11 protein-coding genes, 3 tRNA genes and 4 pseudogenes are annotated in these 20,859 nt (G+C 52.3%); 8 read left to right on the top strand and 10 right to left on the bottom strand.

Going from position 1 to position 20,859, the window contains the following annotated elements; genetic code table 11:
- The first annotated feature begins 39 nt into the window (after positions 1-39).
- Together ppnN and xni are read left to right on the top strand one after the other, a co-directional pair.
- Positions 40-1,406: pseudogene (gene ppnN, locus O3W44_RS16305) on the top strand (nucleotide 5'-monophosphate nucleosidase PpnN).
- Between the two features lie 34 nt (positions 1,407-1,440).
- Positions 1,441-2,196 carry a flap endonuclease Xni gene (gene xni / locus O3W44_RS16300; protein WP_269294465.1) on the top strand — a complete coding sequence of 252 codons (756 nt, stop codon included), beginning with the start codon at positions 1,441-1,443 and terminating at the stop codon, positions 2,194-2,196.
- Between the two features lie 27 nt (positions 2,197-2,223).
- Here xni and rlmM read toward each other — a convergent pair whose 3' ends face one another.
- From rlmM to O3W44_RS16280, 4 genes are all read right to left on the bottom strand, one after another.
- Positions 2,224-3,324, bottom strand: a complete 1,101-nt coding sequence (rlmM, locus tag O3W44_RS16295; protein WP_269293865.1) for a 23S rRNA (cytidine(2498)-2'-O)-methyltransferase RlmM — start codon at positions 3,322-3,324, stop codon at positions 2,224-2,226.
- The gene (locus tag O3W44_RS16290) at positions 3,317-3,712 is read right to left on the bottom strand and encodes a DUF423 domain-containing protein (protein WP_269293864.1); all 396 of its coding nucleotides are present in this window, start codon (positions 3,710-3,712) and stop codon (positions 3,317-3,319) included. The genes rlmM and O3W44_RS16290 overlap by 8 nt, the downstream gene beginning before the upstream one ends.
- Before the next feature lie 50 nt (positions 3,713-3,762).
- Positions 3,763-4,683, bottom strand: a complete 921-nt coding sequence (locus O3W44_RS16285) for a transcriptional regulator GcvA (RefSeq protein WP_269293863.1) — start codon at positions 4,681-4,683, stop codon at positions 3,763-3,765.
- Between the two features lie 330 nt (positions 4,684-5,013).
- Positions 5,014-5,238 carry a YgdI/YgdR family lipoprotein gene (locus O3W44_RS16280; protein ID WP_269293862.1) on the bottom strand — a complete coding sequence of 75 codons (225 nt, stop codon included), beginning with the start codon at positions 5,236-5,238 and terminating at the stop codon, positions 5,014-5,016.
- A 215-nt stretch (positions 5,239-5,453) separates the two neighbouring features.
- On the opposite strand from O3W44_RS16280, the gene csdA reads away from it, so the two are divergent.
- Both csdA and csdE read left to right on the top strand, forming a co-directional pair.
- A complete protein-coding gene (csdA, locus tag O3W44_RS16275) occupies positions 5,454-6,662 on the top strand; it encodes a cysteine desulfurase CsdA (RefSeq protein WP_269293861.1) in 1,209 nt (402 codons plus the stop codon).
- 2 nt (positions 6,663-6,664) lie between these two features.
- Positions 6,665-7,114, top strand: coding sequence for a cysteine desulfurase sulfur acceptor subunit CsdE (gene csdE / locus O3W44_RS16270; protein ID WP_269293860.1), 450 nt, complete (start codon positions 6,665-6,667; stop codon positions 7,112-7,114).
- Here csdE and tcdA read toward each other — a convergent pair.
- Positions 7,111-7,911, bottom strand: coding sequence for a tRNA cyclic N6-threonylcarbamoyladenosine(37) synthase TcdA (gene tcdA / locus O3W44_RS16265; protein WP_269293859.1), 801 nt, complete (start codon positions 7,909-7,911; stop codon positions 7,111-7,113). The genes csdE and tcdA overlap by 4 nt on opposite strands.
- Before the next feature lie 48 nt (positions 7,912-7,959).
- Entirely contained in the window at positions 7,960-9,108 is a 1,149-nt protein-coding gene (gene mltA / locus O3W44_RS16260; protein WP_269294464.1) for a murein transglycosylase A, read from the bottom strand.
- Between the two features lie 204 nt (positions 9,109-9,312).
- Between mltA and O3W44_RS16255 the strand changes: the two genes are divergently transcribed.
- From O3W44_RS16255 to O3W44_RS16245, 3 genes are all read left to right on the top strand, one after another.
- Positions 9,313-9,389: transfer RNA gene (locus tag O3W44_RS16255), tRNA-Met, on the top strand.
- Positions 9,390-9,438: 49 nt separating this feature from the next.
- Positions 9,439-9,515 (top strand) — tRNA-Met (locus O3W44_RS16250).
- A 49-nt stretch (positions 9,516-9,564) separates the two neighbouring features.
- Positions 9,565-9,641: transfer RNA gene (locus tag O3W44_RS16245), tRNA-Met, on the top strand.
- Between the two features lie 96 nt (positions 9,642-9,737).
- Here the strand turns inward: O3W44_RS16245 and amiC are convergent.
- Positions 9,738-10,981, bottom strand: a pseudogene (gene amiC / locus O3W44_RS16240) (N-acetylmuramoyl-L-alanine amidase AmiC).
- 232 nt (positions 10,982-11,213) lie between these two features.
- Here amiC and argA point away from each other — a divergent pair.
- Positions 11,214-12,541 (top strand): annotated as a pseudogene (argA, locus tag O3W44_RS16235) (amino-acid N-acetyltransferase).
- Between the two features lie 48 nt (positions 12,542-12,589).
- On the opposite strand, the gene recD reads toward argA, so the two are convergent.
- From recD to ptrA, 3 genes and pseudogenes are all read right to left on the bottom strand, one after another.
- Entirely contained in the window at positions 12,590-14,431 is a 1,842-nt protein-coding gene (recD, locus tag O3W44_RS16230) for an exodeoxyribonuclease V subunit alpha (protein WP_269293858.1), read from the bottom strand.
- Positions 14,431-17,964 (bottom strand): annotated as a pseudogene (gene recB, locus O3W44_RS16225) (exodeoxyribonuclease V subunit beta). The gene recD and the pseudogene recB overlap by 1 nt, the downstream one beginning before the upstream one ends.
- The gene (gene ptrA / locus O3W44_RS16220; protein WP_269293857.1) at positions 17,961-20,852 is read right to left on the bottom strand and encodes a pitrilysin; all 2,892 of its coding nucleotides are present in this window, start codon (positions 20,850-20,852) and stop codon (positions 17,961-17,963) included. Before ptrA ends, recB begins: the two are co-directional and overlap by 4 nt.
- Positions 20,853-20,859: the final 7 nt, after the last annotated feature.

The following is a 20,859-nucleotide window of genomic DNA, read 5'->3' as shown; positions in this document are numbered from 1 at the left end:
AGTGTCAACAATCACCCTGGCGGGTGTAAAGGAGTTCACGTGATTACACATATCAGCCCTCTTGGCTCGATGGATCTGCTTTCTCAGCTGGAAGTCGACATGCTGAAACGCACGGCCAGCAGCGATCTTTATCAGCTGTTTCGTAACTGCTCACTCGCCGTGCTCAATTCCGGTAGCCAAACCGACAGTAGTCATGAACTGCTTTCCCGCTTTGAAAATTTCGATATTAATGTGCTGCGCCGTGAGCGCGGTGTAAAACTGGAACTGATCAATCCACCAGAAGAAGCGTTTGTTGATGGACGCATCATTCGTTCTTTGCAGGCTAACCTGTTTGCCGTTCTGCGTGACATCCTGTTTGTTAACGGACAGCTTGCCAGTGCCGCTGAACGATTTCAGAACATTGACGCAGATGATTCCGCTAACATTACCAATACCGTGTTTTCGATACTGCGCAATGCGCGTGCACTGCATGTCGGCGAATACCCCAATACCGTGGTGTGCTGGGGAGGTCACTCAATCAACGCGGTTGAATATCAATATTGCCGTAACGTGGGTACGCAACTTGGCCTGCGTGAACTGAATATCTGTACCGGATGCGGCCCTGGCGTCATGGAAGCGCCAATGAAAGGCGCGGCCGTAGGCCATGCGCAGCAACGCTATCGCGACAGCCGGTTTATTGGCCTGACCGAGCCATCCATCATTGCGGCAGAACCCCTAATCCGCTGGTGAATGAACTGATCATCATGCCGGACATTGAAAAACGTCTCGAAGCCTTTGTGCGTATTGCGCACGGCATTATTATTTTCCCCGGTGGCGTAGGTACGGCAGAAGAGCTGCTTTATCTGCTTGGCATCATGATGAATCCACAAAACAGCGATCAGGTGCTGCCTTTAATTTTGACCGGGCCGAAAGAGAGTGCGGATTACTTCCGCGTTCTGGATGATTTCATTGTCAGCACGCTGGGTGAACCGGCTCGTAAGCATTATCAAATCATCATTGATGATGCCGCTGAAGTGGCGCGCCTGATGAAAAATGCCATGCCAGAAGTCAAAGAGTATCGTCGTGAGACAGGCGATGCTTACAGCTTCAACTGGTCGATTCGCATTGCCCAGGATCTGCAGCTGCCCTTCATGCCAACGCACGAAAACATGGCAAATCTTAACTTGTACACCAACCAGCCGCCGGAAAAACTGGCTGCGGACCTACGCCGCGCATTCTCAGGTATCGTTGCCGGGAACGTGAAGGAGATGGGTATTCGCGAAATTCGTGAAAAAGGGCCTTATCAGCTGCACGGTGATGCCGACATCATGCATCGCATGGACGAACTGTTGCAGGGCTTCGTGGCTCAACACCGCATGAAGCTGCCGGGAACGGCTTATATTCCCTGCTACGAAATCATTAAATAATCCAGGAGGCAGCCACCAGGCTGCCTGAATGCTCATGCCTCTTCATCTTCTCATTATTGATGCGCTTAACCTCATTCGCCGCCTGCATGCGGTACAAGGCTCGCCCTGCGCCGAAGGTTGTATGGCTGCACTGCGTCAGTTACTTGCTCACACGCAACCTACGCATGTTGTCGCGGTGTTTGACAGTGAAACACGTCATCAGGGCTGGCGGCACGATCTTCTGCCAGATTACAAAAGCGGTCGCCCGCCGATGCCGACAGATTTACAGGCAGAAATGCCTGCCTTACAGCAGGCATTTCGCGCGGCAGGCGTTAGCTGCTGGATTGCCGGACAGGATGAAGCTGACGATCTGGCCGCCACGCTGGCGGTAAAAATGGCACAGGCAGGTCATCAGGCGACGATCGTTTCCACCGACAAAGGCTACTGCCAGTTGCTTGCACCACAGATTCGAATACGTGACTATTTTCAAAAACGCTGGCTGGATCTGCCCTTCATCGAAGCCGAGTTTGGCGTTGCTCCTCAGCTTCTGCCTGATTACTGGGGCCTTTCTGGTATCAGCAGCAGCAAAATTCCGGGTATCGCCGGAATAGGCCCGAAAAGTGCCAAAGCGTTATTGCAACAGTTTGGTTCGCTGGAAGGCATTTATCGGCAGCTGGAGCAGGTGCCGATAAAGTGGCGTGAAAAGTTGCAGTCAGAACAGAAGATGGCGCACGTCAGCCGTCAGGTGGCAACGCTCAGACAGGATTTAGCCTTACAGGGGAATTTGAAAACGTTGCGTTATCAGGGCTGAATGCTCTGACACTCAGCCCTGCTACTGTTAACGTTCGTCGCGACGTCCGCCAACTGCGGCCCAGATACGACGAATATGTACCGTGACCTCTTCACGATCGTGATAAAGCTGACGCGCATGAATTTGCGCGTTCACACCCTTCTCTTTCAGCTTTTCTTCGATCATAGCCAGATTTTGGGTGACTTCTTCATAACGCTTTTTCATGGGCAGCTTAAGGTTGAAGATGGCTTCACGGCACCAGCCATTCACCAGCCACTCAGCCATGAGGTTAGCCACGCGCACCGGTTTTTCTACCATGTCGCAGACCAGCCAGCTGATGTTGCTGCGCGGCGGGCGAAATTTGAAACCATCTTCGCGCTCATGCATTACCTGTCCGGTATCCATCAGGCTGGGTGCCATTGGGCCATTATCAACGGCATACACCATCATGCTGCGCTTCACTAACTGATAGGTCCAGCCGCCGGGACAGGCACCCAGATCGACGGCGTACATACCGCCAGCCAGACGCTCATCCCACTCATCCGCCGGGATAAAAACGTGAAACGCTTCTTCCAGCTTCAGGGTTGAACGGCTCGGCGCATCAGCCGGGAATTTAAGGCGCGGAATGCCCATATAGAACGGCGAATTATTTTCCGGGTAGGAATACCCGACATAACAGGTGCCCGGCGCAATAAAGAACACATGCACAACCGGACGTTTGGGCGTCTCGTAATTCAATAAAATATTGCTGGCGCGCAGGCTGGCACGCAAAGGCACGGTAAATTTACGACAGAACTTCGTTAGTTCTTTGGCTTCGTTGGTGTCTGGCACTTCCACACGTAGCTCGCCGCCTTTCTCAACCACGCCGGTTAGCATCCCCACAACCGGCGAAATGCGATCTTCTTGCGGTAAGTCGCGCAGCAGTTCACCTACGACCAGCATTTGACGGGCAAAAATCAGCTGTTCAAACGGTAACTGACGCACCAGACGATCGGCATCTTCATGCTGGTAACATTCAAACAGAACGTAACCTGAATCATCTTTAACACGCGGAAAACCGTAGATTTCACGCTCTGCGGCTTTAGCACTAATCTCAGCGGCACACTCTTTTTCAAAGCCGGGACGGCAATACAGTAATATTTTATTCATGGCGATCTGCCTTTCGTTTCAGACGCAGTGCGCCAATCAACATCAAAAACCAACCGACGAGGAAACAAAGCCCACCGATTGGGGTGACAAAAACCCAAAACTTCAAATGTGACAGCGCCAGACAATAAAGGCTGCCGCTAAACAGCACGGTGCCAAGCGCCATAAACGCGCTGCTCCAGTAAAACCAGATATTGGCGCGACGCAGCATGGCCGCGCCAAGGCCAATCACCGCCAGGGTATGATAAGCCTGATACTCTAACCCGGTATGAATCCAGGCCATTTCGGCTGGTCCGAGCGATTTAGTTAAAACATGGGCACCAAAAGCACCAAAAGCCACCAGAAAAAAGCCGCTAATGGCGGCAAAGATAAGCATGGCACGACTGGACATCAAACTATCCTCAAGGTGCATCTGTGCGTCACTGCACAGAAATCAATAAGTTACTGGTCATAACGAAAGCGAAATTTTTCTTGTTCGGTTGCTGCTTTGGCCAGGATCCATTGTCGAAAGGCGGCTATTTTACCCAGTTCTGCCTGACTGTCATGACAAACCAGATAAAAAGCATTTTTACTGACCAGAACATCATTAAAAGGACAGATCAGACGTCCGGCTTCAATTTCACTTTGTGCCATCACATTATTAGCTAACGCGACGCCCTGACCATGAATAGCAGCCTGTAAAACCATCGCGCTGTGGCTAAAGATTGGACCTTGCTGAACGTTAATGTGCTGCAAGCCTAGCTGACGGATATAAGATTGCCAGTCACGACGTGATGCATCATGCAGCAGCGTAAAACGAGCCAGATCCAGCGGCGTTTTAAGTGGATTATCGCCAGTTGTCATCAGCGAGGGCGAGCAGACGGGAAGCAGGTATTCAGCATAGAGTTTTTCGACGCGCAAGCCAGGCCAGTTACCCCGCCCGTAGAAAATCGCCACATCGACATCATCGGCTAATTTCTCTTCATCGCGATCAACCGCCTGGATCCGTACATCAATTCCCGGATAAGCCATATTAAAGCTGGAGAGGCGAGGAACCAGCCACTGAATAGCAAAGCTTGGCAGTAAACTTACCGTCAATGCGCCTTTAGCACTGCGCGCCTGCAGTTTGCGCGTCGCTTCGTTAATAGCAGAGAAAATCTCTTTGATATCCAGATAGTAGCTTTGACCTTCTTCTGTCAGTAAAAGCGAACGATTCCTCCGCCGAAACAGCTTTAACCCAAGGAAATCTTCCAGAGATTTTATCTGATGGCTTACAGCAGCCTGGGTGACAAATAGCTCTTCTGCGGCTTTGGTGAAACTTAAATGACGCGCAGCCGCATCAAAAACACGCAGTGCGTTAAGAGGAGGAAGACGTTTTGACATGATTTTCCGTATCGGGATCGGCAATAAACACCAGGGCTTATAGTGCGCCCCTGGGTATTAGAATTTTTAATCCGAGTCATTATAATTTGTCCGTTGAGGAAGCTCCAGCAAATACCTATAGTTGCCGCACTTCCTGAGCCGGAACGAAAAGTTTTAGGATTTGTGAGTGAGTTCGCAGACTTTCCGAAAGCTTTTGGCTTGTGGTCGTGATGTTGTGTTTGCAATTTTGATCTGACTTTTACAGATCAGCTTTTAATTCCTGTGATTTACCCTGTCTGTCCATAGTAATTTTTAAACAGCACCGCAAATTGCGGTGCTTTTTTTACCTGATTACTGCCCTATTTCCACCATTTCTTTTACATCTGAACGGTTAATCTGCTGTTCGTTGCCATTGGCATCTTTATAACTGATCATACCGGTTTCATCGTCTACCTGTGGCTTGCCATCAGCTACAATAGTGCGACCATCATTGGTGTGCATGACATAGTTGCTTGAGCAAGCAGCCAGGGTAAAGGCCATTGTACATACGGCCAGCACTGCGGCGAGTTTTTTCATCTTCTTTCTCCTTGCAGATTGATTGCATTAAACCGCCCGCGTTACGCTGACCAGAAACAGCAGATAAGTGAGATCGACTAAATTAGGTCGCATCGTTATGCGGGTTCGGTTCAAACCTTGCAATAATCAGCATAACGCGCTTTTTCAGCTTTGCCAGGCTGAAGCTACTCTTTCAGTGTGGTCCTATTTATTAAATTTATCGTCAAGAGCCGAGCATGACCGCATTCAATCAAAGTCTCTTTCGCCAGCAGTTTCCTGCGCTCGCCGATGCCGGCGTCTATCTCGATAGCGCCGCCACCACGCTAAAGCCGCAAGTGGTTATCGATACCCTGCAGCAATTCTACAGCCTGAGCGCAGGAACGGTGCATCGTAGTCAGTTCGCCGCTGCACGCCAGTTAACTGAACGTTACGAACGGGCACGCGGTCAGGTTGCTCAATGGTTAAATGCCGCTGATGACCATCAAATTGTCTGGACGCGCGGTACAACTGAAGCGATTAATCTGGTCGCAAACAGTTGGTTGCTGCCACGCTTGCAGGCGGGCGATGAAATCCTGGTGAGTGAAGCGGAGCATCATGCTAACCTGGTTCCCTGGCTGATGGCTGCCCAGGCGCGCGGCGCTAAGGTAGTAAAATGGCCGATCGGTGCCGATCGCTTGCCTGATATGACATTGCTGCCTTCCCTGCTTAACCGCCGCACACGATTACTGGCCATTGGGCAGATGTCGAACGTAACCGGCGGTTGTCCCGATTTGGCCGAAGCCATCAAGCTGGCCCATGGCGCAGGCGCAAAGGTATTGGTTGACGGCGCTCAGGGCGTTGTACACTGTCCGCCTGATGTGCAGGCACTGGATATCGATTTTTACGCTTTTTCCGGCCACAAAATTTACGGCCCGATGGGTATCGGTGTGCTTTACGGCAAGGCAGAATTGCTCGAAGAGATGACGCCCTGGCAAGGCGGCGGCAAAATGTTAACCCATGTGGATTTCAACGGCTTTACGCCGCAGCCTGTGCCCTGGCGCTTCGAAGCGGGAACGCCAAATGTCGCGGGTGTTGTCGGATTAAGCGCCGCGTTAACCTGGCTCAAACAGAGCGATCAAAACAAAGCTGAGATGTGGAGTCAGCAGCTGGCCTGTCTCGCAGAAGAGCAGCTTGCTGAACTGCCAGGCTTTCGTAGTTTTCGCTGCGGCAGCGCCAGCCTGCTGGCTTTTGAGTTTGCCGGGATCCACCATAGCGACATCGTCACCTTACTGGCTGAGCACGGTATCGCCTTACGCGCCGGACAACACTGCGCTCAGCCGCTCATGGCGGCGCTAGGCGTTAGCGGCACGCTTCGGGTCTCTTTCGCACCCTATAATAATTTACAAGACGTTGATGCCTTACTGCGCGCGATGCGCAGTGCCATTGCGCTGTTATCGGAGCCCTGATTATGAATTCATCACTACTGGCGCCGCACCCGTTTGGCGACCTGATTACGGTGGAAAGCCTGCAAGAAAAATTTAGCCACTTTCATCAGTGGGAAGATCGCTATCGTCAGCTGATTCAACTCAGCCGCCAGCTTCCGGCGCTGCCGGAGGCGTTAAAAACAGCGGAAACAGAGCTGAGCGGCTGTGAGAATCGCGTCTGGCTGAGCAGTCAGTTGCGTCACGATGGCACACTGCACTTTTACGGCGACAGTGAAGGCCGCATTGTACGCGGCTTGCTTGCGGTACTGCTTACCGCTGTTGAGGGAAAAACGCCACAGGCGCTGCTAAGTGAAGATCCGCTGCAGTTGTTTGATGAGCTGGGCTTACGCGCTCAGCTCAGCGCCTCACGTAGCAGCGGGTTGAAAGCCTTAGCCGATGCGGTTCAGCATCAGGCGCGTCAGGCGGTACGCTAAGCCTGACGCGCCGCACGGGCTAAAAATTTCTTCAGCGCATGCGACACGGCAACGAAACCAAAGCTGGCAGTCACCATGGTGGCTGCACCAAATCCCGATGCGCAATCCATGCGTTTCGGGCCTTCAGCCGTGCTGCGAGAGGCGCAGACGCTACCATCGGCTTGCGGATAGACTAAAGCTTCTGTCGAAAATACACAGTCGATCCCCAGTTTGCCTTTGCTGTTTTTTACGATACCCAGCTGTTTCAGACGCTCACGCAATTTTGCTGCCAGCGGATCCTGAATCGTTTTCGCCAGATCGGTGACCTGAATCTGGGTCGGATCGATCTGTCCGCCTGCGCCACCGGTTGTCACCAGTGGAATTTTATTGCGGCGGCACCATGCAATCAGCGCGGCTTTCGGTCGCACACTGTCGATGGCATCAATAACGTAGTCATATCCGGCGGCCATCAGTTCCGCGGTATTATCCGGCGTGATGAAGTCATCAACGCAAATCACTTCGCAATCTGGATTAATCGCCCGTAAACGCTCAGCCATCACTTCGGTTTTGGCTCTGCCTACGTTACCGTTGAGCGCATGAAGCTGGCGGTTAGTATTGGTGATACACACATCGTCCATATCAATCAGGGTGATTTTGCCAATACCTGTGCGCACCAGTGCTTCGGCCGCCCATGAACCGACACCGCCAATACCAATCACGCAGAAATGTGCATCGGCAAATTGTTGCAGCGCATCCTGACCATAAAGACGCGCCGTACCGCCAAAGCGTTGGCGCCAGGCGTCATTAACCACACTCATAGTTGAACCTGTAATGTCGTGCGGGCCAGCTGGCCCGCAGAAAAGAGATTAATTAGAACCTAACAGCAGTGAGCCATTATTACCATTTTGCGGGTTATTAAACAGCGGTTGTCCGGTGCCAGGCGCGGCTTTTAATACCCAGACGCGACCATAATGGTTATAGAATCCAGCAAGATGCGCTGCATCCGGTCCAATGCCCTGATAAATGTCGAAGTGCTGGCCCTTAATGGCGCCACCGACATCCAGCGCAACCATTAATCGCATTTCATATTTACCGTTGAATTTGCCCTTCTCATTCAACTGTGGCACTTCTGCCAGCAACACGGTACCTGCCGGAATGATTGAACGATCGGATGCCACTGAAGCCTTTGCTACCAGCGGTACTGCACTCGCGCCGCGCACTGGGGCAAACTCTTCCGCTTTGAAGAAAACAAAGGAGGGGTTCGTTTCCAGTAGCGCACGCACTTCCTGTGGAGAATGCTCTGCCGCCCACTGGCGAATCGCCTGCATCGACATGTCTTCGCGCTTCACTTCACCCCGATCAATCAGCTCTTTACCGATGCTGTGATAACCCCAACCGTTTTTACCTGCATAACCAAAGAAGCGCATCGGGCGACCATCGCCGAAATCAACGTATCCACTGCCCTGCACATCCATCATAAAATTATCGATGAGCGAGTTGCTGTAAGCAATGATGTAGCGATCGTCTAAAGCCCCGCTATAAACAGAAGCGCGGCTGGGCAGTTTTGCTCCGCGCTTACGCGGTGGCATACGATAGATCGGATACTGGAATTCCCCCTGGCGGGTATAGCGCGCTTCCACCACAGGTGTGTAATAACCCGTAAACTGCACGTTGCCGTAATTGTCGGTGCCTTCCATCTGGAAAGCATTCAGGCCAAACTGGCTCAGTTGTCGCGTGTCGGCCCCTGCCATCAGCCAACTTTCAATGGCGCTGTAGGTGCCATTCTGGCGACTAAACAGACCAGAAGAGGCAACCTGGATTTGTCTCACCTGCTCACCGAAATCCTGACCGTTAACCGGGCGCCCTTTGGCATTGGGCTGATTCACCAACGCCAGGGGTTGTTCGAGTTTGCCATCTTTATATTGCTGACCACGATCGGTCGGCTTACTGCTACAGCCAGCCAGCAGCGCAATAAATGCGCCAGTGAGTGCATACTTCGCCCAACGTCCTTTCATCATCATCTCTTTATATGAACTGTTCGCATGGCGACGATAGCAAAGCGCCCGTCAGATTGAAATCCATCTGCTTTGACGCAGTTCACACCAGTTTAATTTTTAACCTGATAGCTGAATCCTTCACCAGGTAACTGTAAATTTGGCTTTTTAGGGTAAAAAGGGGTTGCAACAATCATCACGCGGAGTATAGTGCGCTTCCACGGACGCGGGGTGGAGCAGCCTGGTAGCTCGTCGGGCTCATAACCCGAAGGTCGTCGGTTCAAATCCGGCCCCCGCAACCAACTCTTCTGTTGAAGAGACAATGTGAAAAGTCGCAAAGCGCAATACGGACGCGGGGTGGAGCAGCCTGGTAGCTCGTCGGGCTCATAACCCGAAGGTCGTCGGTTCAAATCCGGCCCCCGCAACCAACTCTTCTGTTGAAGAGACAATATGAAAAGTCGCAAAGCGCAATACGGACGCGGGGTGGAGCAGCCTGGTAGCTCGTCGGGCTCATAACCCGAAGGTCGTCGGTTCAAATCCGGCCCCCGCAACCAATCATTTAAGCACCTGAAAGGGTGTTTTTTTGTTTCTGCACTTCTTCTCATTGCATCTGATATTAAACGGATAGCCCAGGCTATCCGTTTTTTGTTTTAACGATGCGCCAGCGCCGCGCCGTTTTCGAAATAGGCTTTGATGCCGTGCAGAATGGCCTCAGCAACCTGATGCTGATAGCGCGTTGTGCGCAATTTCCGCTCCTCTTCCACGTTACTGATAAACGCCGTTTCGACAAGGATCGAGGGAATATCAGGGGCTTTCAGAACGGCAAATCCAGCCTGATCAACTGTGCGTTTATGCAGGTGATTGATGCGTCCCATGCGGTGCAGCACCTCTTTGCCGAACTTCAGGCTGTCATGAATGGTTTGTCGCTGCACCATGTCGAACATAGTGTGATCAAGATAGCGATCGCCGCTCATGCTAACGCCGCCAATCAAATCCGATTCGTTTTGCGTCTGCGCCAAAAAACGTGCCGCTGCGGATGTTGCTCCACTGGTCGAGAGCGCAAACACTGAAGAGCCGCGCGCGGCACGGCTGGTAAAGGCGTCAGCATGAATCGACACAAACAGGTCAGCTCGCTGCTTGCGCGCCTTGGCTACCCTCACCCGCAGCGGAATAAATACATCCTCGTTGCGCGTCATATAGGCTTTCATATTGTGCTCTTTATCGATCAACGCCTTCAGGCGGCGACCAATCTTCAGCACAATATCTTTTTCCCGCGTTTTATATTTACCGTGCGCGCCGGGATCTTCGCCGCCGTGCCCTGGATCGATCATGATAATAATAGGTCGATCGCGACCCGCTTTACCCGGCAGTGGCGCTTGCGCTGGCTCGTTTTTTTCCAGGTCTCCCTGGTTGTAATCTTTAACAGTGCCAGCAGCGGATCGTCTTCTACATGATTCTGGCTGGGATAAAGATCGACCACTAAGCGATGTTTGATGCCCGCCACGGGGTTAAGGCTGAAGATTTTTGGCGACACGTTACGCTTTAACTCCAGCACAATGCGTACCGTGTTGCTATCAAACTGCCCTACCCTGGCGTTTTTGATAAAAGGATCGTCAACACGGACCTGCTTATCGACGCCTTTCAAAACCGGATTAAGATGCAGGCCGTCAATATCAATGACCAGCCGCTCAGGATGGCTCAACGCAAACTGTTTGTACTTAAGCGGGACATTTGATTCCAGCGTCATACGGGAATAGGTGGATGAAGGCCAGATGCGCACCGCAACAATATGACTTTTTGCAGCCATGCCGACACGACTGACACTCAACAGCAACAGTGCGCCCGAACCTTGTAAAAATCGTCTGCGTGAAAAAAAGGAATTAACTTCCGACATGCCGCTCCAACTGCTGTGTAATGTCTAAAAAAACGCCAATCAAAAAAAGTGTGGCGAAAACTTTAATCAATCCCGGATACGATGTCATCCCGGAAACCCCAAATAATGCAGGCTGTTAGCCGCTTTGGCATGCAAAAAATCGTAAATGTACGTCAGGATTAGCACTTGCAAAACTTCGGATAAAAGCATAAAAATACAAAAAATTCGAATAACCATTCACTGAGGGTTAGCCGTGAAGGAACGTAGTACTGAACTGGTTCAGGGTTTTCGCCATACCGTTCCCTATATCAATGCTCATCGGAATAAAACCTTTGTCATCATGCTTGGTGGCGAAGCGATTGAGCATGAAAATTTCTCCAGCATCATTAACGATATCGGTCTGCTGCACAGTCTCGGTATTCGTCTGGTCGTGGTGTATGGCGCACGCCCGCAGATTGATGCCAGTCTGGCAGAACATCAGCTGGAGCCGGTTTACCACAAGTTTACCCGGGTAACCGATGCGCAATCGCTCGAATTAGTGAAACAAGCTGCGGGTCGTCTGCAGCTTGATATCACTGCCCGTCTCTCTATGAGTCTGAATAATACCCCGCTGCAAGGCGCACATATCAACGTGGTGAGCGGCAATTTTATTATTGCGCAACCGTTAGGCGTGGATGATGGCGTGGATTACTGCCATAGCGGGCGTATTCGTCGTATCGATGAAGAGGCGATTCATCGCCAGCTCGATAATGATGCGATTGTTTTGCTCGGACCCGTCGCCGTCTCTGTCACCGGCGAAAGCTTTAACCTGACGTCAGAAGAAGTCGCCACACAGCTGGCTATTAAACTGAAAGCGGAAAAAATGATCGGTTTCTGCTCTGAGCAGGGCGTTATTAACAGCGATGGTGATATCGTTTCCGAGCTGTTTCCCAATGATGCGCAGGCACGAATTGAAGCGTTTGAGCGCGAGGGTGATTATCTTTCGGGCACGGTGCGCTTTTTACGAGGTGCAGTAAAGCCTGCCGCAGTGGCGTGCGCCGTAGCCATTTAATCAGCTATCAGGAAGATGGCGCGCTGTTACAAGAGCTGTTCTCGCGCGACGGTATTGGTACGCAAATTGTTATGGAGTCTGCTGAACAGATCCGTCGTGCAACCATCAATGATATCGGTGGTATTCTTGAGCTGATTCGTCCACTGGAGCAGCAAGGCATCCTGGTACGCCGTTCTCGTGAACAGTTAGAAATGGAAATTGATAAGTTCACCATCATCCAGCGCGACAATCTGACTATTGCCTGCGCGGCACTTTATCCGTTTATGGATGAAAAAATCGGCGAGATGGCCTGCGTTGCGGTGCATCCCGATTATCGCAGCTCGTCACGTGGCGAAATGTTGCTGCAACGTGTTGCACTCCAGGCACGGCAGATGGGACTGAAAAAACTGTTCGTACTGACTACACGTAGCATCCACTGGTTCCAGGAGCGGGGTTTCACGCCAGTGGACATCGAATCGCTGCCAGAGAGTAAAAAAGAGATGTATAACTATCAGCGCCGCTCCAAAGTGCTGATGGCCGATCTGTCCTGATGTGATGCTCTCTTTTTTGGGCGGCCAGTGTGCCGCCCTTTTTGTTGGTCAGTTTAACTGAGCCAGACGCTCAACCAGCCCGCTACGCCGCTGGGTTTGCAACTGCACCGCACGCTGAAATATTCCGAGATCGCTGTAAAGCGTCAGTTGTTTGCGGGCGCGGGTAATCGCGGTATAAACCAGCTCACGGGTCAGCACCGGTAAAAACTGTGCGGGCATTACAAGTGCCGTGTGGTCAAACTCTGAGCCTTGTGACTTATGTACCGTCATTACCCAGGCGGTTTCATGCGACGGTAAACGGCTCGGCTGAACCGCTTTGATTGATCCATCCGGTAAAGGAAAAAAGACTTTAAGCTGTCCTTCGTGATCGCGCAGGGTAATGCCAATGTCACCATTAAACAGCCCAAGCGCGCTGTCATTACGGGTGATCATCACCGGCCGACCCGCATACCAGCGGCTGCCCATGGCGGGACGGCGAATACGCTGTAGCTGCATCAGTCGTTGCTCCACGCGCTGATTCAACCCCTGCACGCCGAACGGTCCCTCCCGTAAGGCACACAGCAACTGATAGCGGCCAAACTCAGCGATAATCTCGGCTGGCGCAGCATGCTGTTTAATCATCTGCAGAAAAGGTTGATAACCCTGCGCCACTTCATCCAGCATGCGCTGATAGGCTTCGCCGTTGTTCAGCGACTGGTGCTGGATATCCTCGAAAGGCGCAGCGAAGACGCTTTCGACCTGACGCGTATCGCCCAGATTTACTGCGCTCGCCAGTTGGCCAATGCCCGATTTTGCATCAAAGCGATAACTCTTACGCAGCAGACAGATGCTGTCACGCACCGCAGGTGCCTGATGATGTTCCAGTCCTTCCAGCGAGCAGCCTGTCAGTAACGCCAGTTGCTCAGCGCGTGCCTGGCTGTAACCAGTTTCGCTACAGCGGCAAATATCACCTAACACCGCCCCCGCCTCTACTGACGCGAGCTGATCGCGATCGCCAAGAAAGATAACGCGCGCATGCGCTGGCAGTGCGGCGATCAGTTTCGCCATCATCGACAAATCCACCATCGACGCTTCATCAACTACCAGTACGTCTAAATGCAGACGATTACTGGCGTGATAGCGAAGCCGCTGAGTATCAGGCTGTGCGCCTAACAAGCGGTGCAGCGTGGTGGCCTCTGCCGGAAAACGTGTACGCTCCTCATCGCTTACTGCCAGCCCTTGCAGTGCTTTACCCAGCGATTCCGTCAGACGCGCGGCAGCTTTGCCGGTTGGCGCAGCAAGCTGAATGCGCAGCGCCCTCTGGTTGAGGCGAATCATAGCAGCCAGCAATTTTGCTACCGTTGTGGTCTTGCCGGTTCCGGGCCCGCCAGAAATCACGGCCGTTTTCCGCGTGAGCGCCACCGCCGCAGCGATTTTCTGCCAGTCATCAGGCTGATGGCCAAACAGGGTGTTCAGGACTTCACTTGCCGCATCTGTGTCAAACGCCGCACTGTTATCCTGTAGAGAAAAGAATGTCGCGATCTGCCCTTCGCTGTGCCATAAACGGTGCAGGTAGAGTCGCTGATTACTGAGAACTAACGGTGTCACCCGGCTCCCGTCACTCACTGCTGACCAGCCAGCGAGGCGTTCAGACCAGTTCACAGGCTTCCCCGCCGCTTGCCACAACGCCTGAGCCAACGCAGGCTGACGACCTGCAAACAGCCCTGCCTCGCTCAGATTTTCCAGCGGTAAGCAGACGTGACCCTCTCCGGCTTCGGCGCTGACACAGGCTGCCGCCAGTAGCAGAGCTGGCTGTGCGTCATCAGCCAGCAGCCGGGCAAACTGAATATCCAGCGGCCGTAACAGACGTTTTTCTACTGCCTGCATCAAAAGTGACATCATCTCGGTCATCACATCTCCTCAATGTTGCCGAATAGTGCATTTATTTCATTCACAAACGCTTCGCTGGGCCGGGTTGCAAAAATACCATTATGGGGTGAAGTGCCATCCATACCACGCAGGAACAGATAGAACACGCCCCCAAAATCTCGCTGGTAATCATAATCGCGCAGACGATGCTGAAGATAGCGGTGCAGCGCCAGCGTATAGAGCTGATACTGCAAATCGTAGCGATGATCAATCATCGCCTGCTGCATTGCCTGCGGCGTGTAATCAGCATGGCTGTCACCCAGCCAGTTAGATTTGTAATCCAGCAGATAATATTTTCCCTGCCAGCGAAAAACGAGATCGATAAACCCTTTTAACATCCCCTGCACCTGACGGAAATCGAGCGCAGGCGCACGTTGCGATAAGGCATCATGACGGCGCAGTACATTGTCCAGTTTTGCGGCGGTGAGCAGATTGCTGACAGGAAGATAGAATTCCATCTCAATCAGCCGTTCATTCATTTTTATTTCACTCAGCGTCAGCCCTTGCGCATTCAGCGGCGTTTGCAGCACGCGGGAAATCCACTGCCTGAGCACAGGCAACCAGCTGAGCGCATAGCCGTTTTGTTGTAACTGATCTTCCAGCCAGATATCGTCGGGCGATTCAGCAAAATCTATCGATTCAAATAAACCGTGTAAAAACGTGCCGGGTGCGGCACCGCGTGGAAAATGGTGTGGTGTTAACGCAGCGTCTTCGGCGCTGCCCTCTTCCCCTGCTGCATCAATATCAAAGCTGGGCATCGCGTCGAGAAGCGTAGAGTGACTGTGCTGCTGCAACCCTGAATAACTGGTGACACGCCAGGTATCAGCCAGGCCGCGCGTCACGTCACGACTGCTCAACGCAAGGTCGTCGGCAAGCCCATCACGCCAGGTTTCGCCAGGCAATAACGCCTCCGCGATAATTTCAATGCCTTCACCTGCCAGCGCCTGCAAATGCTGGCTTAACTGTGTTGCGTCTGCTGGCGCACCGCGCTGCACCAAATAACCCAGCGCGCTTTTATGCAGGTCGCTTTCGCCTTCTTTTTTCGTGTCCCTTTGATTAACGGTGCGATGCCGACACTGCAGTGATAAACCGAACGGGTTAACGCCACGTAAAGCAGACGCAAATCCTCTGCCAGCCGCTCCTCTTCCGCCAGTTCCATGCTCGCTTCATCGCCCTGTACATCCAGCAAGGCGGCGAAACTATCACGATCGTGATAGAGCGCACTGGCGGCTTCGCGGAAACCAGCGGCAAAAGGCAGCCAGACCAACGGATATTGTAAGCCTTTGGATTTATGTATGGTGACAATCTGCACCAGATGACGATCGCTCTCCAGGCGTAACTGTTGATTCGCGGCCTGGCTGTTGGGCCGTGCAATTTGCTGTGCAAGGAAACGCACCAGCGCGTGTGGGCTATCCAGTTGGATCGCGGCTTCCTGTAGCAGTTCACCTAAATGCATCAGGTCAGTAAGTCTTCGCTCACCATTATCTGAAGCCAGCATATTTTCAGCCAGTTGACGCTTAATCATCACATCACGCAGCATGGGTAAGACGCCTCGCTGATGCCAGAGCTGTTGCCAGACGGCAAACTGTTCCACCAGAGCATCCCATTCACGTTCGTTCTGACCGAGTGCATCCAGAGTGGCGGCATCAATCGCAAAGATGGATGTTGCCAGCGCGCTGCGCAGCAAACGCTCTTGCTCAGGTGCCTGTATCGCCCGCAACAGCCACAGCAGTTCACGCGCTTCAGGCGTGGTGTAAACGCTGTCGCGGCTGGAGAGATATACCGACGGAATCGCCAGCGCATTAAGCGCATCTCGCATTAAATTTGCTTCGTTACGACTGCGCACCAATACCGTGATATCTGAAGCCTGCACGTTACGCAGCGCATCGCCTTTACCAAGTTGCGCACGCCCCTGCTGTCCCGCCACTAACCAGCGACTAATATCCGCTGCGCACTGTTGTGCCATAAATTGCTGATAATCGCTTACGCCAACACCATCGCCTGGCTGCAACCAGAAACGCAATGCAGGCTGAGGCCGATCGTGAAAGACCAACTTCAGTGCCTGATTAGGCGGCGCGGGATGAACCGATAAAAAGGGATCGCAGAAAACAGAAACGGCGACTCCATTTGTAAAAACAGCCGGTTAACGCTTTCGACCATCTCAGGAGAAGAGCGCCAGTTAGTATCCAGCGTATAGTGAGCACTGACTTCATTGCGTGCCCGTAGATAGGTAAAGATATCCGCACCACGGAAGGCGTAAATCGCTTGCTTAGGATCGCCAATCAGCAGTAATGCCTGCTCTGGCTGCTGAACATAGAGCTCACGGAAGATGCGGTATTGCTGCGGATCGGTATCCTGGAACTCATCAATCAAGGCCACCGGGAAGCGCGCGCGAATGGTTTCAGCCAGCAAGGCACCACCAGGTTGCTGCAAGGCTTCGTCCAGCTTGCTCAGCAGATCGTCAAAGCCTAACAGCGCACGCAGGCGTTTTTCACGCTGTACGGCATCCCGCACTTCAATCAATGCCCGGGAAATGATCACATCCCGCAGTGAGAGCGGTTCGGCAAGAAACGCATCCACGGCTTCAAACAAAGGGTGGCGTGGCGCTTCACCTTTTTTGTTTTCTCATCCAGTATGCGTTGCCCAAAACGTTCCAGCTCTTTTGGCGCCTGATAATCAAGCGTTTCACTGCTGGCCCATTGCGTTACTTTACTGACCCAGTTCGGCAGGTTTTTACTGCTATAGCTGCGTTTATCGACGCCTGACTGGCTGATAATGCCCTCAACTTCACGACTAACAGCCAGCCATTGCTGCTTAATTTCAGCAATACGCGCCATATTGGTCGCGTGGCGGGACGCCAGGGTTTCATCATCCGCAGGAGGACGTTTCAGTGTGGGCGATTCACCCTGTAGCCAGGGGCGCAGCGTAACCAGTAAATTATCCGGGCCGCTCCACTCTGCTGCAATAACGCGAGCGACATCCAACGTTAAGGGGTAACAGTGACGACGCCAGAAATCAGCAATGGACTGTTTCAGTAGCGCCTGCTCATCTTCAATTAACTCCTGCTCAAACAGCATTCCCGATTCGAAAGCATTCAGATTAAGCATGCGCTGGCAGAAGCCGTGGATAGTAAAGATGGCCGCTTCATCCATTTGGCGCTCAGCCGCCAGTAGTTGGGAAGCAGCCTGTGTCAGATCGGGGATCTGCGCCAGTAATGTTTGCAGCACAGGATTGCTGCTTTTACCGCGAATACAGGCCAGGCGCAGTTGATGAATATTGTCGCGAATACGGCCACGCAACTCGGCAGTGGCGGCCTCGGTAAAGGTCACCACTAAAATTTCTTCTACCGACAGCGCCCGGCGGTAAGCATGCTCACCGCCGAGCCCTAACAGCAAGCGTAAATAGAGCAAGCCGATAGTAAAGGTTTTGCCAGTCCCCGCTGATGCTTCAATCAACCGCTCACCACGTAGCGGCAGCGTCAAAGGATTCAACGATTCGGGGCGTAACTGCGTCATTGGGTCTCACTTTTAACGGGCAGCGACTGCTGCAATTTCGCGACTTCATTCCAGGTTTTCCAGCCGGGAAGCTGCGCGAATTCTATTTTACCGACACCATTGCCTGCAATCTGCGATGTCATTGCCATCCCCTCTTTTTGCATCACCGCCTGATGGAAAAAGTCAGCCAGGCCGGAGGCCGTTAACTGCTGGATTTGCTCAATGACTTTTTGACGTGTATCGAAAGCGTAGTTTTGACGATCAAAATCACGGCTGTAGCGACTGGCTTCTTCATTAAGCGTTTGGGGACGCTGCTTTAACTCATTGAGCATCGCCTGCTGATACTGCGTAAAATCGCTTTGGCTCATGTCTCGTAAGCGTTTCTCTGCCTGCGGATAAAATGCCTGATAACGCTGCAACAGGTAGGCGGGTTGCTTGCTGTTGCTTTGCAGCAGAAAACCAATTCCCCACTGGCGTCCCACCGGCATCTGGAAAGAAAACACCGCATATCCGAGTTGTTCTTCAGTGCGCAGTTGGTTATAGAACCAGGGCTGAATAATCTGGCTCAGCATTGTACTGTTGGCCATGCTTTGATATTCGCTATAACCGAGCGGGATATAGAGCGCCGCTAGCGCGGAGTCGGTGCTGCTGCCTTTCTGCTCCATGTTCGCTTTTAACGGCTTATCAAAGGCCACATATTTGCTGTGCCAGTACTGCGTGCCATCACTTTGCAACTGCTGTTTAAGATCGCGGCCCAGCTGCGTCACACTTTCACTGCGCATGTTACCCACCACCATCATTTCTGGCGTGGCGCTACGGACGAGGTTATCGCGGTAAGCCACAACCTCTTTTAGCGTGATGCCTTTGACCAGTTTACGGCGCGTTTCACGCTGGGTATAAGGCAACTGCGACAACATTTGCATCGGCTGAATCGCCTGTTCAAAAGCTTTGCCTTTTTCGGCAGCCTCCAGTTTTTCCAGATACCAGGATTTCGCCTGTTCAAGCTGCTGCGCTGATGGCTGGAAGCTGGCATAACCCTCAACCAGCTTTTTCAGCAAGTTGGGTAATCGCTGAGTAAAGCCGCTGGCGCTGAACACCAGCCCATCATTTTCGCCAATGGAAAAACTGATGCCGCCGACGGAAGCCTGTGAGTTCAGCTCATCCAGCGCCAGGCTGGAAAGATAGTCATTCAGCCCAAACAGCACCTGCTGTTGTGCATTGCTAATGGCCTGCCTGTTGCGCAGCGCCAGCATGATAGTGGCTTTCGGTTCGCTGGCGTAAAACTGGCTCGGCATCCAGTAAATCCGCATACCGTAATCATTTTCCAGCTTAACCGGATGACTGTATGTTTTTCCATCAGAGGGAATGAGGGTAAATTCATCCGGAATGTAGGGATTAAGAACGGGCATTGAAAGCTGAATATTACCGGCTCGTTGTTGCCAGTCAGCAAATGTCTGCGCACTAATATGCTCAACCTGGTAAGGCGCATTCACAAAATAGGCGAGCTTATTATGCGGCTCCTGCGGGCTGATGTACCAAATACGCGCTTTCTGTGGTGTCATTTCTTCAAGGCGAGCGTTGATCGCGGCGGCATCGTAATCGTCAGCCAGGTAAGGTGCATCCAGCGTATGCTCTACGGGCACTCGTAGCATGGTGTCTGCCAGCCACTCAATGTAATCCATGTCACGGGTGATAGAGGGGTAGCGAAAATCCAGTGCCAGTACATGTGATACCTCATCAAAGTAGCGTTTATCGATACCCTTCTCACGTAGCATGGCGATGTAGCTGAAAATAGCTGCAACCACTTCATCACGCTGTGCCAGACCTTTATCCGTCAGCGACGCGGTAATGGCAAATACCCCGCTGTTGCGATCGGTCATGGGATCTGCGCCCGCGTTAACGCCATCAGCCAGCCCCTGCTTTTGTAACCAGTCATTCAGGGTATTTTTGCTGCGGTTGCTCAGTAAATAGCTGACCAGCGTATCGGTTTTACTGCGGAAGCGATCGCTGTTATTTGGAATACGGAACTCAATTTTTAACTGCTTGCGTGGCTGCGCTGGCACGTAATGGATGATGATTCCCTGCTGTGCATCTGTAACCACTGGCGCATTAATGGCCGGCACGCTGGCGTCATGATTTTTCACCCGACCAAATGTTTTTGCTGCAATAGCCGCCATTTCTGCCAGCGGTTTGTTGCTGTAGATAACCGCTTTCATCAGGTTGGCAGAGTAGTGAGTTTGATAGAAATTTGTCAGCGCCTGGTGCAGTTTGCTGTCCGGCTTGTCTTTCAGTGTCTCGAGATTACCGCCTGAAAAGCGTGACGCCGGATGCGCGGGATTCAGCGTTTCCGCCCCAACCTGCGCCATACGCAATCCATCACGCGACCGTGCCATGGTCAGTTCAGCATTCACAGCATGACGTTCACGATCGGCGTTATCGGCGTCAAGTAACGGTTCAGCGACGGCATCGGCCAGTCGGTCAACTGCCGGTTCCAGAGCGTCGTTTTCGACTTCGAGGTAAAACGCCGTCCGGTATGATGCGGTGCTGGCATTGTGGCTACCGCCATGTTTCTTAAGGAATTCTGCAAGGTTATCCGGCTGCGGATAACGTTTTGAACCCATTAACACCATATGTTCAAGATAGTGAGCCAGGCCAGGCTGCTGATCAGGATCATCCAGTGATCCAATCGGTAGCGTTAATGCTGCCAGTGATTTAGGCGCAGCAGCATCTGAAACCAGCAAAACAGTCATCTCGTTATCGAGAGTAATAGCCTGATAGTGTCGTGGATCGTGTTCACTTTTACGAATGATGTCATTGATGGGCTGCCAGCCCGATTCTGTCTGGGCCAGGGCATGCAAAGCCACAAAATTAAACAGAAGCGCCGTTATCCAGCGTGCGTAGTTACGCATGTAAACT

This window comes from Pantoea sp. LMR881, from assembly GCF_027157825.1.
GTDB classification, from domain to species: Bacteria; Pseudomonadota; Gammaproteobacteria; order Enterobacterales; family Enterobacteriaceae; genus Pantoea; species Pantoea haifensis.
This window is presented reverse-complemented; position numbering and strand designations above follow the sequence as displayed.